A 17,068-nucleotide genomic window follows, 5' to 3' on the forward strand; every position below is an offset into this window, starting at 1 on the left:
AAACATCATGAACAAAGTTTTGCACATAACCTTCAACATGGGGATTGGCGGTACTGAGTCTGTCATCGAAAACATCATTGAAGGAACACGAAGAATCGATAATTGTTTAGTCCATGAGATTGTATGCTTAGACAACGAAATTGGGGACAAAGGTAAACAGTTACAAGAACGTGGCGTAGTTATCCACCAACTTGATAGAGGAACCAAGTTTAATTTTGCTACCGTTTTTAAATTAAGACAACTAATTCGCAATAGAGGGATAACTCACATACACTCTCATCAATACACTCCTTTTGTTTATGCTGCATTTTCTTCGATCAGGAATAACGTTAAACATATTTTCACTGAACATGGTAGGCACCACCCTGACAAAAAACGCATAAAAGCATACTTTATAAACAAAGTACTTTTTAGTTCCACAGACCAAATAACTTGTATATCTAAAGCAACCAAAGAAGCTCTGGCAAAATATGAGTTTGTTGATGAAAAGAGAATTTACGTCATTTATAATGGTGTAGCACCTGTATGCGAAAAATTAACAACAATTAAGCAGTTACCTGACAAGCATATTCGGATCCTCTGTGTTGCTCGCATGGACGATAATAAAAACCAAAGTATGCAACTGCGGGCGTTTGCAAAACTAATTAAAGAATTTCCGTTTGTTACTTTGAACTTTGTAGGAGATGGGAAAAACCTTGATAAACTTAAAATAGAATCGGAGCAATTAGGAATTAGCTCCTACGTCACTTTCTCTGGATTCCATAAAGATACGAGTAAATTCTATATAAATTCAGATTTATTCTGGCTTACAAGTTTCACAGAAGGCACTTCCATGACGATTCTTGAAGCTTATTCTGCTGGCATTCCTGTTATCGCAAGTAACGTTGGAGGAACACCTGAAATACTCCAAAATGAGGTAAACGGGTTTCTAGTCACCCCCCACAACCCTTATGAACTTATTGAGAAAACTACAAAGCTAATAAAGGATAAGGCTCTATACTCAAGGATATCAAAGAACAACAAAGCATTATTCCAAAAACATTATAGCCGCGATAAAATGTCAAATGACTATGCGAGGCTATACAAATGAGTGTCAATCTAAACTCCCTAATTAAGTCTTCTAGCATACTACTATTTGCTAAGCTTTTTCAAAAGATAATTGGTTTAATAGTCCTAATGATATTAGCCAGGGTGCTCACACCTGACGAGTTTGGAATTATAATCTTCTGTACCATTGTAATTCAACTATTTAATATATTGGCAGTATCAGGCAGTGATCAGTACATTATTTCAAAGGATAATCCGAGCGAAAACGACATAAATAGCGCCTGGACACTTGATATAGTCTTGAAAGGATCTTTATATTTTATTCTTTTTATTACAGCACCATTTATAGATTTGATAGTAGAGGACACTAATTTAACTTTAGCAATAAGAGTTCTCGGACTAATTTTACTATTTGAGGCATTGCAAAATCCTGGCCTATTCTTACTCAGGAAACAGCATAAGTATTTAGACATTACAAAGTACCAAGTGATAAGCAGGCTATTTTCTACAATTATGTTGGTTTTAATTGCTTTGAAATATAAAAGCTATTGGGCTTTCATTGTGGCAGACATGACATATTGGGCGTTTTTTTTGCTGTCCACTTATAAATTCTCTAATTATAGACCTAGGCTCGATATCTCTAGGGTACGAGAGCAAATGAATTTTAGCAAATGGATGCTATCAAAAGGAATACTAGGCTATATTAGATCCCAATCAGATTCATTTTATATATCCAAAATCATAGGAACGGAAGCTTTAGGTGAATATGGAAGCATCAAGAACAACGTACTTTTAATAATATTAGAAATATTGCGCCCTATAACGGAGCCACTGCTAGCTTCTTTTAGTCACGCTAAAAACAACATTACTGAGCTGGCTACCAAAGTTAATATAACATTAACATTTATAGCGAGTTTAACAGCCCCTATTGCTGCATACATATATTTCTTTCCTGAATTAACCGCATACATTCTACTAGGAAGCAACTGGCCGAGCGCGCCAGGCATTTTGCAAGCAATATCACCTGTTATTTTCCTAGCAGCATTGCCATTTGTAACAAATGCAGCACTTACTTCAGTAGGGCGAGTAAAAGATATATTTATCTGGGAGCTATTAAGTTTATTTGTGGTTCTATTAATAATACCCGTATCCGTTATATTTACTACTGATTTAGTAAAATTAGCATGGGCAAGGTTTCTTTCAGAAGCAATATTAATACCTACACTTATTATCATATGTTATGTGCGTCTTGGGATCTCAGCCGTTCGATTAAAAGTTGTAGTTTTCCCAATTATAGTTTCTTCGGCTTGCGCCTATGCAGTTAAATATTTAACAGACTATCAATCTTTTTACGTAGCCAAACTTGATAATTACTCAGAACTTTCGAACATTGGCTTTTTTCAATGCTTAGTAGCATCATCAATCATATTTTTATTTACACTAACATTATATTCTTCTGTATACATAGCCATTATTTTGACATCCCAAAAAACCGAAGAATATAAATTCATTAAGAATAAAATTCTTCTCCGAATACCAGGATTAAGAAATGAATAATATACTACTAGTTTCAGAAATCTTCCCACCTACTCATGGGGGTAGTGGGCGTTGGTTCAAAGAAATATACAGCAGAGTATCTAATGCTAACGTACATTACTTAGTTGGATGCCATGAAAGAAGGATTAATGAAGGTAACATAACACCATATAATCTTGGCTCAGACCAGTGGGGAGTAATGAATTTTAGAGGCCTGGTTTATTATATTCGATCATCTTTTAAGGTTCTATCGGTTTGCAGAAAGCACAAAACCAAGCAACTACATCTCGGTCGGGCAATACCTGAAGGAGCTATGGCCCTTTTAGCAAAGAAGTTTCTAGGTATCTCTATGGTATCTTATATCCATGGTGAAGATGTACTTACCGCGAGACAGAGCCGAGAACATAGTGCAATAGTAAGTACTGTATTAAAGAACTCTGATACTATTATTTGTAATAGTAAGAACACAAAATCAATCATTGAAAAACATTGGCCTAAATTCAGTAAGAAACTGGTAGTACTTAACCCCGGCGTGGATACTGACTATTTCAGGCCCAGCGAAACTAATATCAACACTTGTAATAAATTCAAAATTCTAACAGTCGGTAGGTTACAACAAAGAAAGGGGCAAGACTATCTTATTGAAGCCATTGCTCACCTTCGTGATTTTCATGGCATAACGGATATACAATACGATATTGTTGGTGATGGTCCTGATCGAGCGGCAATTAAGGGCGCAATCGAGAAAAATAGCGCTCACGAATTAGTTAATCTTCACGGTGCGTTAGAGGATAGTGAAATATTGGCTCATTACCAGGCATGCGATCTATTTGCTATGACTAACCGGCGTATTGGTAGCGATGATGAAGGGTTTGGCTTAGTTTACTTGGAAGCTCAAGCCTGCGGGAAGCCAGTTCTATCCGGTGAAAGTGGCGGTGTCCTAGAAACTTTTGAAAGCGGTAAAACTGGCTTTTCAGTCAATGCAATCACCCCTGAAAATATTTCTGAAAAACTTCTGGAAATTTACAAAAATAGGGCAACTCTTACTGAAATGGGTATCGCGGCAAGGGAACATGTAGAGCGTACTTATGACTGGTCAATTCTTGCAAAACGTTTAGAAGATATTATTGAGGAAGTGAAATGATTAAAGTTGGTATAACTGAATATCACGGCATAGCACAAGAATACACATCCTTACCGCCTGCTGGAATAACTTATTCCCCGGTAGATATGAACACTAGATGGACTAGCAAGATATTTAAGACACCGGCGAAAGGTGTATACGGTTATGTTAAAGGGGATGAGCACGATGTCATTGAAGCTCCCATATTTCCAGTATTAACCAATAAACCTTGGATTTTTACACCAGCTCGACTTTCCTCTGCCGGCACTTTTGACCTATTTGGCATCCCTACACCTCGATTTGCCAAAATGCTGTTTATCGAATCGCTGCTAAAAAGAAATAATTTTAAAAACTTATTATTCAAAAGCCAGCACGGTATGGAATCGCTAAAATCATACGGTTCAGTTTCTAATGAATTAATCATCCAGAAATGCTCCGTCGTTTACCCTGTTGTTCGCCGGGTACCTGATGAAAAGATTAAATTTAATAGTGAGGTTAAAAACCTTCTTTTCGTTGGTGAATTTTTGCGAAAGGGTGGAGCCAATGTGGTGGAGGTGTTTTTGGAACTAAAAAAGGAGTTCCCACAACTGAAGTTAAAAATTTGCGCACCTCGTGTATTCCAAACAAATAATAAGGACCTAGAAAAGAAGTATATAGAACTTATTGATAGCTCGGAAGATATGGAAATATCTTTTGTACCACGCGACGAGCTGATGAATTCGATCTTGCCAGAGACAGACATCTATCTTTGCCCAACTTACCAAGAGTCATGGGGTTTTTCAATTCAAGAAGCAATGGCATATGGCATCCCAGTTATAGCAACAAATATCAGCGCAATTCCTGAAATGATTGACAATGGTGAAAATGGAGTGCTTTTGGATATCAAAGATTCTGATTATATTATTAACTCGAAAGGATACATGATTAACGAGCTAAATACGCAATTTCATAATAATTTGAATGATACTCTTTATCAGGAGTTACGAAAATTAATACTCGATAGTGATTTTAGAAAGAAAATAGGATCTGGAGCACTGCAAACTGCTCGTTCTAAGTTTTCTATAGAATCACGCAACGCTATTATGAAGCCTATCTATGAAGCAGCGGTCTCCTAGAATGAAGCCTACTTACTCTATTGTAATACCTTGCTTAAATGAAGAACCGAATATTGAGCGTACAATCCAAGGGATTAGATCGCAGTTGAATCAACCGAAGGAAGTAGTGGTAGTTGATAATGGCTCCACAGACAACACTATTGACATTCTTCGACGTTTAGACTGCACCTATTACATTAAGGAAGGTTATAATATCTCTCAGCTTAGAAACTATGGTGTTAATAAATTACTTCCGACAGACTATATTGTTTTTATAGATGCTGATATATGTCTAGCTAATGACTGGAGTGATGTTTTCTTTGATTTTTTGAAAAATAACCAAGGAGTTGAGCTTACTGGAAATAGAGTCAAAGCTCCTGGTGATACCTGGATTGATAAAAATTGGTTTTGTTTATTAGAGCTAGAGAATAGCCCAAACTACATAAATTCTGGTCATCTTATTGTAAGCTCTAGTATTTTTCAGGAGCTAGGTGGCTTTAATGAAGAGCTGATCACTTCTGAGGACTATGACTTTTGCCAAAGATACCTAAAGCTCGGTCGTAATATAAGTCACGCCCCCAAAAATATGATCGCGCTTCATTATGGATACCCTAGAACAATTAAAGACTTTATCCACAGAGAATCTTGGCATGGAAAATCTGACATAAAAACTTTCAATAATTTTATTACTAGTAAAGTCGCGATATTGTCAATTGGTACATCTATAACAGTGACCCTAGCATTCACAATGCTAACTCTACACAAGTGGGTTCCCTCGTTTGTTTTCATATTAATTTACGTTATTACATTATTAATCGCAACCAAAGTAAAATTTAGAAGCCAATTCAGATTAATAACCAGCTCAATAATGAGCATATACTTATTATCTAGGACACTCTCTATTTTCACGATATCACGAAATAGATCTTAATCTAGAAACAAGAATAATATTTCTTCGTAAATATTTTTCAATATTAAGGCATAAATATGCTATAAATATTGAACACAGCACTGGTAAAGCAAGGATTATAAACTGTATATCCGTAATTTTAACTACACTTGATATAACTAGAGACCCAATATTTTCATGCAGCAAATACAATGGGAATGTTATAAGGCCTAACAACCTTAATAATTTGGACAATCTCGGTGACCTATAACAATGATTCGACAGCTTCACTAGGAAAAGCAACCCAGAAGTAAAAACAAAGACAGACACAAGAAATATACTTAGAGGGCTACTTTCAGCGTGAGTGCTAATCCTTAAACTACGGTCCAATATCTCTATAATTGATAGCAATGAGAAGATGAGTACTAACGAAATACCTTTACCAGAGCGAAGAAACTCTGCCATGAAAAAACCAATCGAAAAGTATATCCCATGACGTAGAAGGGTTATATTAGCCAATCCTGTTTCGAAATAAATATCGTACAACTCAGTTTGCAACCCTAAATAATTACATAAATTGTAAGCACCACTAACAAGCCCCAGCATAAAGATATAATTTTTGGCGTTTATATTTTGCTTAAAAAATATTATTGCGATCAATGTATAAAACGAAATCTCTACTGGCAAAGTCCAATATGCACTTGCAATATAATCACTATCAACAAACAGAATTATACTATTGATTGAAAGACTAAATGACTTAGAAAAATCACCATGATAAAGGAGATACAATATTGAGTTAGTAAGAGTACATACCACTAAGGTAGGATAAATTCTAATAATCCTTGACTTAACAAATCCTCTTAAGTCTCTTCCAGTGATAGATTCGCTTATTACAATTCCTGAAATAATAAAGAATATCTGCACGCCTATCCAACCAGAATCAAAAAAGCTAGTTAGCTCATCATTTTTCCATGAATAGTGAAACAGACACACGTAGACAGCACAAAAGAACCTTAAAATATCAAGGTTTTGATAGTATTTCCTTTCCATAATAATAGGGGCGGTTTTCCGCCCCTTTTCTCCTTTTTCACGATATAAAGGTTACCTAACCACTGGCGTGGGTGGAGGGGTTGCAACAATCGGTGCTTTAGGCGGAGACATAAACTTCCCTATAGGGCCTAAGGTGCCATCTTTAATAAACCCACCGTATATACCTAACTGGTTCTCAGACACATCTGGCACGATGGGATCACTATAGTTTTCAAGAGTTATGGATTCTTGAGAATTTTGTTCTATATTTTCAATTTTCGGCTTAGCAGCATAATTCAGATAATACCCATCTTTTTCAATATTAGGATTGACATAGTTCTCTATATTTATATCGCCCATATAAGTATTCAAGTTTTCGCTACTTAATTCTGGGTGAGGTAGTAAATACCAGTTATTATTTTTCCTAATAGCAGTAGGATCATCTGTTTCTAGCAATGTCATGGGGTAGTCAGCAACAAAAACATTATTCTTAACGGTTAATGTAGAAAACCCTTCTCCCGAGTGAGCGACAATAGCTGGGCTAGAAGTCCACACTTCCCCATCCCGAAGATATGACCTTGAGCCCTCATCGGAAACGCCAAAAACAGCATTGTTGCGGACTGTGAAATTACCACCTACCGTACCTCCAAGGCTAATACCGTAGGGAGCTGTACCATTTAACACTTCTGCTACAGGCCCTAACCCAACATTGATCAGAACGTTGTTCGCAATATCAAAGTCTGCTGTCCAGCATGGAGGATGACTACCATCTTCTTGTATTCTGGAGCTAGTGCCAACAAATATTCCAGCACCACGTTGATTGACCACAACATTATTGTGAATATTAATTTTTGAACCACTTACAAAGTCACTGCACTGCGTGCCACCACGTACTTCATCGTACATGTGTATCCCATTACGGGCTTTATTGTCTTCAAGAAAGTTCCAAGAGAACTCCCAAGGCTCGATTTTGATATTATTTGGGTTTCTAATAGTCCAGTAAATTGTATGTTGAAAGTGTGAGGTTTGACGACAACCTACATCAAATATGTGATTGCCTAACGCTTTCAATCCTTCAGCTTTTTCGCTACCTGCAACAATAGCGCCAGCTGCGCCGTTAGTGCACCAGCCCTCTTTGTCAATCATTAGGTTGCCAACGATTCGGCCGTGTTGTATTCCACTTATTTGGTAAGCAGAAGGTGGTTCTGTTCTAGTTGGGCTATCATCAAGAGGGTCTATGAATGAACCAGCTTCAAGCTGGTATTTTGAAACAACAACATAAGAAGATTCGTATGAATCGATTCCAACGGCATCACCTCGTGCTATTGATCTTGTGTTAGGGTAAGACACGAGCGCCATTCTATTTTTGTCAGACCCTTTCCAACCAGTCAGAACGATAGCTTCTTTATCGAAGCCGTCTGCATGAGGGTAGTTGGCAACCGATTCGACAACACCATGTGTATAGACAATGTCTCCTTCCTGAACCAACCCTCGTGCGAATCGGCCAGGAGTCAATGCTTGATGAGCACGACCATTTACAAACTGCCATGGGTTAGAGAATGACCCTTCACCTTCATAGTTGTTTCCGTCCGGCTTAACGTGTCTAATACGTCCGGGCCTAACTTCGAAATCAAGTGAGTTACTAGTAAACTTCCCGGAGTCAGTTTCCAGTACAATTTTGTAGCTACCTAAAGGTGTGTCTGCGCTGATTGAAAATGCTACTTCGTATAGGCGGTGACTTTTGTACAAGTTGGCAGGGCCTCCTGGTAAGTTGCCGTCAGCTTTGCGCCAGTAATATATATGGCTCGCTTGGTATTTAGTTCCATCATTTCCCTCTAAGAAGGCCTTGCCTTCAATTACACCCAACCCATGCCCCCAAACTGTAATGATGGTACCATCTCCAAAGCCATCTCCTAGTCCATTGTTTGGACCATCTGTTAAGTCGGAAAAGGCTAGCGTGGGGCCTACTGCCAACGCAGACATAGAAAATAGACAGATGTATATAACACTGAACAGCGATATAATTATCGATTTACAACTTGCTTTCATATTAATCTCCAGGTTATCAACTCACTCACAACTAACTTAGCCTATATCCACTGATTAACACGTTTAGAATATTTGAGAACTTTACAAATCTACTTCGTTGCCAGAATGACAGCATATAATTGACACTACCTTGTCATAATATTGGCTATAGTCATATTCTACTTTTTATCTTGCGTGCTGGATTACCTGCTACAATATCACCAGTTTTGAAACTACTGTGTACCACAACTGAACCAGCTCCAACTACGCAATCGCGCTCGATATTATCAAGCACGGTGGCTTGGTTTCCTATCCAGCAGTTGGTACCGATAGATACTTTTTTATACTGTCCTTTTTGCTGTTGAATTGGTACATCCTTTTCCTCAAAGGAATGCTGCTCTTTACCACTTAAAATATGCACACCACTTCCCACTAATGCATCTTTTCCTATCCTGCACATTCCAATGTTGCACTGGGGCCCAATGTAAACACCTTCTTCTATCTCAATATCGTAGTGGGAAAACACTGTGAGGAAGCCAACCACTATGTCTCGATGCACGTTTTTACAAACAGTGGAGTAAAACGCAGCTCGGTAGTACACGCCTATTTTTCCTGGAATTAGGCTTAAGGCTTGTGAGAATCCTGCAAAGGTAGCGTCTTTGTTCGAAACGGCTGCTAGTAGCCAGAACATAATGCACACAGGGAGTGCAAGTAGAAAGAACAGGCCCCTAAACAGCAGTTTTAGGTACTTTTTCATGATTTTCTCGCTTCAATCCATTTTTTTTCATTAGCAATCGATACATTTCTAAGCCCCGTCAGGAGTTTTCTGGCAGCCGCTTTCGTTAAGCTAGCTTGGGTGGCAAGTTGGCTTGTTTCCCTTTGAGTTAGAGTGATTGCTTGAACTTCTTGCCAAAACTGTGCACTGAAGTGATTTTGCAGCAGTAACACGATTATCCGTGCAAAGTGCTTTGTTTCGGAGCTTAGTAAGTGGTTCAGTACGTAACTTTTAAACTCTTCGCCACGTTTATTCGGTACGAGCTTAGTTTCGTTTAGGTAGCTAAAAATGAATGCTTTACGAATATCTTGCGCTGCCCAAGTATCGTTTGGAAACTCAAGCTGTTCGGTATCACTTAGGAAGGTGGTTTCGTGCTTTACCATCCATTCGCCGTAGTGTTTTAAACATGCGTTGGCATACTGTTTTGTGTCTGCATGCTCTTCTGCCAGGGTGTCTACAATACGAATGCAGGCAGCAAGCAGTACAAGGTAGTGCCAACCCACTTCAACGTCTTTAAGGTTTCTTGCGGCTATATCGTCATATGGGCCAATGGTCTGAAAAAGCACCTCGCCTATTTGTGTAGCTCGGTTTGTACTTGGGTCTAATAAGTAGGCGTCGAGTAAAGTATTCAAATAGTTACCCGTACCCCGGGTAAAGGGGTACTTATACTGCAGTACACTTTCACCGCGTTTAAGCTTTTTGATTTTGGTAAGTTCTTTTTTCTTTACCGAAAGTAGTGCTTGTAGAAAACAATAGGCTTCATCGTGAGTAATGGTTAGCCAATCCGCTAGTTCATTAACGGCTTCTTTTGAACTGGTGTTTCCAGTAAGCAAATAGTGGTACATCAGCCCCATGCTGTAGCAGTGTTCTGCCGCAGGCCCTCCGCCCGTTTGCCCAGGGGTAGAACTGGTATCGTTATGTTTACTGAAAGTTCTATGCGTAACAGTGTGGGCTGGTAGGTAGTGATCGGTGTGCCAGAACAGGCCGTTGTTGTACTCAACTCTGTCTTCGCTAGTGTGGTAGATATCAATATCTACTACATGTTTTGCTAAGTCGTCGTGCAGCTCAAACCACCTAGGGTCACCGTTTAAGGCAAACTGGCGAACGAAGCCATAAATTGGGTCGTACTGATTGTTATAGTGGCTGACTAGTGGCGGTTCGCCTTCCGGTTGGTAGAGCGTTTCGTGGTCGGCATATAGCTCGCCGAAATTGCGCCAGCCGTACTCGTCTATAATGTCTCGTTTAGCAAAAAAGTTATTGTCACCTTCAATTGCTTGGTCAATCAGTACTCGCCATCTTGGGTCTTCGTCTTCTGTACTAAACCAAGGGAACGCCTGTGTTTTTTCGTAGTACTCTGGCGGAATCTGTACTGGGTTAGTTTGCTCTACCCAGTCTAGGCTAGTGCCTTCAAGGCTCAGGTAGGCAGTTTGGTACTTACGCTCACCGCCTTGAAGTTCATGAAGGTCGTTAGTTTTTGGAAATAAACCGAGCGTAATGCCGTTATTGTTAGCAGTAACCTTGGAAGGGAAGTTTTGCCAAAACTTTTCTTGAGTAATGGTTAAATTGCCAGCTTTTACTATTGGGCTTGCTTGCCCTGCAATTCGTTGGGTTAATTGTTCTTCATTGTTAACTGAACATTCGTAACCTTGAAATGGCAACACAACTTTGTTGTGCCGGTTAACGTGGTTAACACTATTCCAGTTTTGCTTGCCACTGCTTGCTTGATATACCGATACATCACTACCCGTTAACCATTCACTAGCGCTATCTAGTTTTAGCTGGTAGTGATCAGTCGGTTCTTTAAGGTTAAAGGCTAAGTCTAATGATTCGAATAACACAGAACCTTCATCACCTAAGTCCCACAAACCACCTGGGTGCCTTGCACGTTGCGGGTTGTGAATGCCTACCGTTGCTTTAAGCAGCTTTTGTTCGTGCCAAAACTCATAAACTTGGTGAACATTTAGCTTGGTGTTCTGGTTGGTGCCTTTTATTTCAACGCAGGTAACTATGTCGCCGTATCGTACCGTTTCATACTCTGTAGGCGTAATTGTTTGAAGCTTGTCTTGTGCATGCAGCAATATGGAAGTAGTACCATAACTATCAAGCTGTAGCCCTGTTTTGCAGGCGGTTAATTTCACTGTTGAGCCGTGAAATTCAAATTCTGGAACATCGCTTTGGCGTTCAATCTTTGTTTGCACAAGGGGATTTGTTTCTGAGCCAATTTCGACATCAATCTTGTTGAAGGCATTAGTGCGAATGAGCAGCCAGCGAATGCTGTCGTCGGGCCAACGCATGGTAACTTCCGCATGGAATTTAATGCATTCGTCTTGCTCTGTTCTTAAGTACAAATATTCTGGAGATCGCAATACCCCTTGCTCGAAAGGCACGCCAAATTGACTGAACTGCGAAGGGTTCACGGCCAGAGGGCGGGTCGCTGAAAATAATGCTGTCATTTCGATCCCTGATAATAGTGTGTTTACTGCAGTTGCAAACTGTTAAGCGTTTGCGTGATGCGCGCTGCGGTTTGTTCGCAAGTAATTATCCTACATTCTTGTTTTACTACCAACAAAGCAAACCTTTGGTCTAGTGTAAATGAAGCCGGAATTTGCCAAAGCTTCACATCACGGTAGCTATTAAAGCGCCTCTGCTCTAGTTGATAACCTACCGTATACACTTCACGCTTATTGGTTACTCGGTTCATCATCACATCTACTTTTGAACCATTGATGACGAAGGTTTCTAAGCGCGTCCATTTTTTATCGCTATAAATCGGCGCAACATAGGGCACTAGCTTTTCAGCTCGTTTACTTCGCTGGTACTGCCTTACTTCAATTGTTTCGCCAGTTGGTGCATTAAATATTTGGCTAGTGAACTGGTCATCGGAAGTACTGTCGAGTGCTACGAGTGGTGTTGTAGTTTGTAGCTGAAATTGCGGCTTTTGGATGGTGGGTAGTTGTTCAATTACTAAAAGAAAGCAGCTCAGTACAATCGTTGAGCTTAATAACCAAATTTTAGGTTTGGTAAAACGTACTCCAGCATAGGTTGCCAAGTTACTACTTTTGGCAGCAACATGCGGTGCAAAATACAGAGCGGGCAAAGCAATGACAGCAAATACCACCCAGCCAAATAGTTCGTGATCGGCCACTAAGCTACTTTGCATTTGTGTGTAGTAGCCAATTAGCACTAGGGCAATAATACGAACCCAGTTGATCAACAACCCTAACATTGCACCAATAGCCAATGTTACTAACCAACCTTTCAGGCGATAGCTATTAAGCACAGCAATGGTATTTGCTAGGAGTAATGAAATTGCAAAGTACCTTACACCCGAGCAGCCATCGGCAATGTAGAGCACGCCATACGGCAGCTCGATATTACTGCCCTGAATGTAGGCCGTGATATTAAGTAAGCCCACAACATTCGTTACAACAAAGGTAGCTACTAATACTAGGTAAGGAATTAGGTCCTGCCAGATTGGCATCGCCAGCAGCAATGTGAAGATGTGAGCTTTGTATGCCCAAGCGGTTTGCCAGCCTAACAATGCAGCAAACAGCATAAAAAGTACGGCCGGTAGCAAAACATACACAAGGGTGTCGATATTAGCGACACTTACCACAAACCATGCCACATAGAATGTAAAGAATCCCAACACAGCTAACAGTGAGGTTGGCGCTAGCTTAGTTTGCTCAGCTGGCCGCTTCACCAACAAAAACACGAACATCAGCGCAGCAAATAGTCCGTGTGCGATGTTTTGGTCGAAGGTTAACCAAACTGGTACTAAATCTAGTAAAGAAGGAAAAAATAGTAGTGTCGGAATAACTAACAGCAGTGAACTTTGCCCAATGGCATTGGTAGAAAAACGCGTTGTCATGGCTGGGTACTTTGAAGGTTTGCACTACTGTAAAGGAACTTGCTAACAGAAAGAAGGGTAGGCAAGCCTACCCTTCCGCATCATTTTTAACCTGAGTTAAAAATTAAGCTGTTTTCTTAGTGCGACGACGTGCAACACCAAGACCAGCAAGGCCTAGGCCTAGAAGTGCTAGTGTACCTGGCTCTGGTACCGCAACGATGTCGTGAACACCAACTACTAGATCTTGGAAAGAGTTGTTTGCGTCAAGGTTAGTTTCCCAAGCAAGTACAACGTCTAGTGAGCTAGCGTTAGGACCATTAGTGCCTTGAGTAGTGTAAGAAGCTAATGCATCAACGCCATTGTTCAGGCTAGCATGAGAGTAGAAAGTTTCATTTGCAGTTCTTACGTAGAAACCGAAACGCTTGCCAATGTTCGCTTGTAGAACAGTGCCGCCGTTGTTTACAGAAGCAGTGCCATTAGCTAAATCGAACTCGACTTCTTCGAAAAACTCGCCTTGCTCAAGAACGTCAAGCGAATCTAGAACGCTTACAGTGCCCAAAGCATCCACGTCGAAAGAGTAGATACCTAGTACCTGATTGGTACCCAATGATGCATCTAAACGCAAAGCGAAGTAGCTTTCTACCGCTGTATCAGCTAACTCAAATACTTCAGCGTGGTTATCGCGAACTGCGTCTTCGCCAGGTAGTACCTGGTCAAGAGTAGGACCCGCAAGTGCAAATGAAGATGCTGCTGTTAACGCAGCGCCTACAAGTAGAGATTTAATGTTCATGTTTGAATTCCGTGTAAGGTGGTTGCTTTCCGTGCAGCTCGGCTATCTTCGAGAGACCCGTGGCTTTCCGTCCCACACTCGCATGTGGTTTGGCACCCTTTCTATGCATTTTCTATGCCATTTATTTATCACTAGACCGAAATAATTTACATGATAGAATCCGCTCAAAAATTAATCCAAGGGATAGGACAATGAGAACAAAATCAGTTCCGCTATACGTCGATCTAGACGGCACATTCATTAAAACGGACCTACTTTATGAGAGCCTAATCTCTGCTTTCAAAAACTATCCTTTAAAGTGCCTGCTAATACCCGTATGGCTAATTAAGGGCATTCCACATCTAAAAAAACGTTTAGCTGAATTATCAACTGTCGATTATTCGTTATTACCTAAAAATGAAGAGTTCTTTAGTTACTTGGAGGCTGAGAAGTCAAAGGGCCGAGAGATCGTACTAGCTACAGCGAGTAACCGTTTACATGCTGAAGGAATTCTCAATTCATACAAAATATTTAATCACTCTCTCCACTCGTGTGATACAGTTAATTTAAAATCTAAAAAAAAGCTAGAAGCAATTCTTCAAGAAGCCAAAGTGTTTGACTATGCAGGAAATTCAAAAGATGACCTTGTATTATTTGAAGAGTGCAGGAAATCCATTTTAGTAGACCCAACTAGATATTACTCGAAAAATAAAACCAAAAATATAAACATTACATTTAAAAGCAATAATAGTGAAATATTAAAACTCTGGATTAAACAACTTCGAGTCCATCAATGGATAAAAAATATCCTAGTTTTTGTACCTTTACTAGTATCGGGTTTATTCATTGATTATAAATCTTTTACAAGCGCCTTATTAGCTTTCATTTGTTTTTCTACTATTGCCTCTTCAACATATATACTAAACGACTTACTAGATCTAAACTCAGATAGAAATCACAAGAGCAAGCGTTTTCGTCCAATAGCAGCTGGATTAATAAATATCCCATCGGCTATATTTATTATGGCGTCGTTACTCGCTGTATCGTTAACACTATCTTATATTTTGAGTTTTAATTTCTTACTTTCAATTCTGTTTTACCTTGCTGCAACCGTCTCCTACTCTTTTAAAATTAAAAAATATTTTGGCATGGATGTAGTATTACTTGCAGTCCTATACACTTCAAGAATTATATCTGGCGCCGTTGCTATATCTGTAACCCCAACATTTTGGTTAATAGGTTTCTCAATATTTATATTTCTATCACTCGCTTTATTAAAGCGTTCCTCTGAGGCCATTGATCTTCGTGAAAATAATAAAAAATCAGCATCAGGGCGAGATTACAACGCAACCGACTATGAAATACTAAAGAGTATCGGCACAGCCTCATCTATGGCTTCAATCATGATGTTTTGTTTATACATTAATAGCAATACGACATTATCTACAATTGGCGAACCAAGCATATTGTGGCTAGTAATCCCTGGGCTATCTTATTGGCTAATAAGAATGTGGATAAAAACCCACAGAGGAGAAATGCATGATGACCCAATTGTTTTCACTCTGAAAGACAAGGGTAGCTTAGTAACAATAGCTTTCTGCGGTTTTATGGCTGCAATAAATCAGGTGATTTAATGAGATCTATATTTAGCAAAAAACCCAAAGAGTTACTTTACTTACTACTAATCAGCTTTGCATACAGTGTTTTCGCGCTATTTCAGGCATTTCAATGGTACGATCTTGGATTACTAAAAGAGTATGATATATTTTTTGATACTGACACTCCCTCTAACCTAATGTCGTTCGCTCACGGCTGGGGTCGATATGCAATTTCACACGCATTTATTGAACTAATAACCATTCCAGTCAGGTTGCTAGAAGCATTACTGTCAATATTATTTCTTGGTCATCAGGACCCAATGGTCATTAGAGAGTATATTGCGCTGAGTATTGCTCCAATTTGCACAATGGCTAGCACAATAATTATCTTTACCATTTTACGCCAACTAGAGTTCAAAAAACCTGAGAGCTTTATACTTTCACTAGTGTTTCTGATGGGCTTTTCAAATGTGGTTTTTTCGCGCCTACCTGAAACCTTTCCTATTAGCCAACTATTACTACTATCATCATTATTAGCTTTGCTTACAATAAAGGAAAAATATAAATACTTTGTACTTTTCATAGTCGCAATTCTGGCAACGGGCACAACAATAACAAACATTATCACTATATTTATATTTTTATTTTCCTACCAAAACACATCAATTAGAAGCGGGGTAAATTCTTCAATCTTCTGTATTTTTGTAGGAATAATTGTAATCGCTTCATATAAGTTATTGCAGCTAGCAATGGGATTTGAAATGGGCAATGAAGGAAAACCCAACTGGATACTCCAATATCTAAACTTTGATATCAAGGTGATTTTGCAGAATTCTATAAATATGCTAGCTGCTATAGCAAACTCGTTCTTTAGTTTCGATTATCATTTAAATACAGGAACAGAGTGCTTTGATGGGAATGGTTGCTTGAAGCTATCACTACAAAAGCCTATTAACGATCTGAGTACAATAATTAAATCAATTGCCTCATTATCCTTTATATTATTTTGCTTAAGCAGAATAAAATCCCAAAGCGAAACTGAGAAGAAAATATCAACAGCATGCCTTTTAGTTATTTCTTACAACGTCATATTACATAGCTTCTTTGGCGTTGAGGCTTTCCTTTACAGCCAACATTTCTACTTCGCAGCCTTCTTGCTATTAGCAATGTGTATTAAGAATAACATTAAAATTCAGCTCACATTCTTATTCATTTGCACCTCCTCCGCCTTGCTGTATAAACTAACAAGCACAAACCTGTTAATGGGTTAAAAGAGTGAACACTATAAACGCAATACCCCATCAAATAGTAAAATTTCTTGACCTTC

General features: G+C 39.2%; 12 protein-coding genes, 1 pseudogene and 1 riboswitch. Of the genes and pseudogenes, 7 read left to right on the forward strand and 6 right to left on the reverse strand.

All coding sequences use genetic code 11. From position 1 onward, the window contains the following. Positions 1-7: 7 nt before the first annotated feature. The 5 genes from DUW71_RS10240 to DUW71_RS10260 are packed head-to-tail and all read left to right on the forward strand — an operon-like array spanning position 8 to position 5,731. Positions 8-1,090, forward strand: a complete 1,083-nt coding sequence (locus DUW71_RS10240; RefSeq protein WP_119395168.1) for a glycosyltransferase — start codon at positions 8-10, stop codon at positions 1,088-1,090. After that, the gene (locus DUW71_RS10245) at positions 1,087-2,604 is read left to right on the forward strand and encodes an oligosaccharide flippase family protein (RefSeq protein WP_119395169.1); all 1,518 of its coding nucleotides are present in this window, start codon (positions 1,087-1,089) and stop codon (positions 2,602-2,604) included. Before DUW71_RS10240 ends, DUW71_RS10245 begins: the two co-directional genes overlap by 4 nt. Continuing rightward, positions 2,597-3,727 carry a glycosyltransferase family 4 protein gene (locus DUW71_RS10250; protein WP_119395170.1) on the forward strand — a complete coding sequence of 377 codons (1,131 nt, stop codon included), beginning with the start codon at positions 2,597-2,599 and terminating at the stop codon, positions 3,725-3,727. The genes DUW71_RS10245 and DUW71_RS10250 overlap by 8 nt, the downstream gene beginning before the upstream one ends. Continuing rightward, positions 3,724-4,821 (forward strand): glycosyltransferase family 4 protein, encoded by a 1,098-nt coding sequence (locus DUW71_RS10255; RefSeq protein WP_119395171.1) that lies wholly within the window; start codon positions 3,724-3,726, stop codon positions 4,819-4,821. The genes DUW71_RS10250 and DUW71_RS10255 overlap by 4 nt, the downstream gene beginning before the upstream one ends. Further along, positions 4,802-5,731 carry a glycosyltransferase gene (locus DUW71_RS10260; protein ID WP_119395172.1) on the forward strand — a complete coding sequence of 310 codons (930 nt, stop codon included), beginning with the start codon at positions 4,802-4,804 and terminating at the stop codon, positions 5,729-5,731. Before DUW71_RS10255 ends, DUW71_RS10260 begins: the two co-directional genes overlap by 20 nt. Here the strand turns inward: DUW71_RS10260 and DUW71_RS18095 are convergent. The 6 genes and pseudogenes from DUW71_RS18095 to DUW71_RS18100 form a co-directional block, all read right to left on the reverse strand. Continuing rightward, on the reverse strand, positions 5,714-6,742 hold the full coding sequence (locus DUW71_RS18095; protein WP_119395173.1) for an acyltransferase family protein: 1,029 nt from the start codon (positions 6,740-6,742) through the stop codon (positions 5,714-5,716). The two genes, DUW71_RS10260 and DUW71_RS18095, sit on opposite strands and share 18 nt — an antisense overlap. 51 nt (positions 6,743-6,793) lie before the next feature. Further along, positions 6,794-8,770, reverse strand: coding sequence for a hypothetical protein (locus DUW71_RS10270; RefSeq protein WP_119395174.1), 1,977 nt, complete (start codon positions 8,768-8,770; stop codon positions 6,794-6,796). 151 nt (positions 8,771-8,921) lie between these two features. Next, positions 8,922-9,506, reverse strand: a complete 585-nt coding sequence (locus DUW71_RS10275; RefSeq protein ID WP_119395175.1) for an acyltransferase — start codon at positions 9,504-9,506, stop codon at positions 8,922-8,924. After that, positions 9,503-11,977, reverse strand: coding sequence for an RIFT barrel domain-containing protein (locus DUW71_RS10280; RefSeq protein ID WP_119395176.1), 2,475 nt, complete (start codon positions 11,975-11,977; stop codon positions 9,503-9,505). The genes DUW71_RS10275 and DUW71_RS10280 overlap by 4 nt, the downstream gene beginning before the upstream one ends. 23 nt (positions 11,978-12,000) lie before the next feature. Further along, positions 12,001-13,395: an exosortase/archaeosortase family protein gene (locus DUW71_RS10285; RefSeq protein WP_119395177.1), complete on the reverse strand. Its 1,395-nt coding sequence runs from the start codon at positions 13,393-13,395 to the stop codon at positions 12,001-12,003. Positions 13,396-13,498: 103 nt separating this feature from the next. Continuing rightward, a pseudogene (locus tag DUW71_RS18100) lies at positions 13,499-13,591 on the reverse strand (PEP-CTERM sorting domain-containing protein); the annotation flags it as partial. Positions 13,592-14,193: 602 nt separating this feature from the next. Further along, a riboswitch (cyclic di-GMP riboswitch) is annotated at positions 14,194-14,268 on the reverse strand. An 87-nt stretch (positions 14,269-14,355) separates the two neighbouring features. Between DUW71_RS18100 and DUW71_RS10295 the strand changes: the two are divergent. Together DUW71_RS10295 and DUW71_RS10300 are read left to right on the forward strand one after the other, a co-directional pair. Further along, positions 14,356-15,777: a UbiA family prenyltransferase gene (locus DUW71_RS10295; protein ID WP_119395178.1), complete on the forward strand. Its 1,422-nt coding sequence runs from the start codon at positions 14,356-14,358 to the stop codon at positions 15,775-15,777. Further along, a complete protein-coding gene (locus tag DUW71_RS10300) occupies positions 15,777-17,012 on the forward strand; it encodes a hypothetical protein (RefSeq protein WP_119395179.1) in 1,236 nt (411 codons plus the stop codon). Before DUW71_RS10295 ends, DUW71_RS10300 begins: the two co-directional genes overlap by 1 nt. Positions 17,013-17,068: the final 56 nt, after the last annotated feature.

Origin of the sequence: Salinibius halmophilus, assembly GCF_003577475.1 — a bacterium.
Lineage (GTDB): Bacteria > Pseudomonadota > Gammaproteobacteria > Pseudomonadales > Natronospirillaceae > Salinibius > Salinibius halmophilus.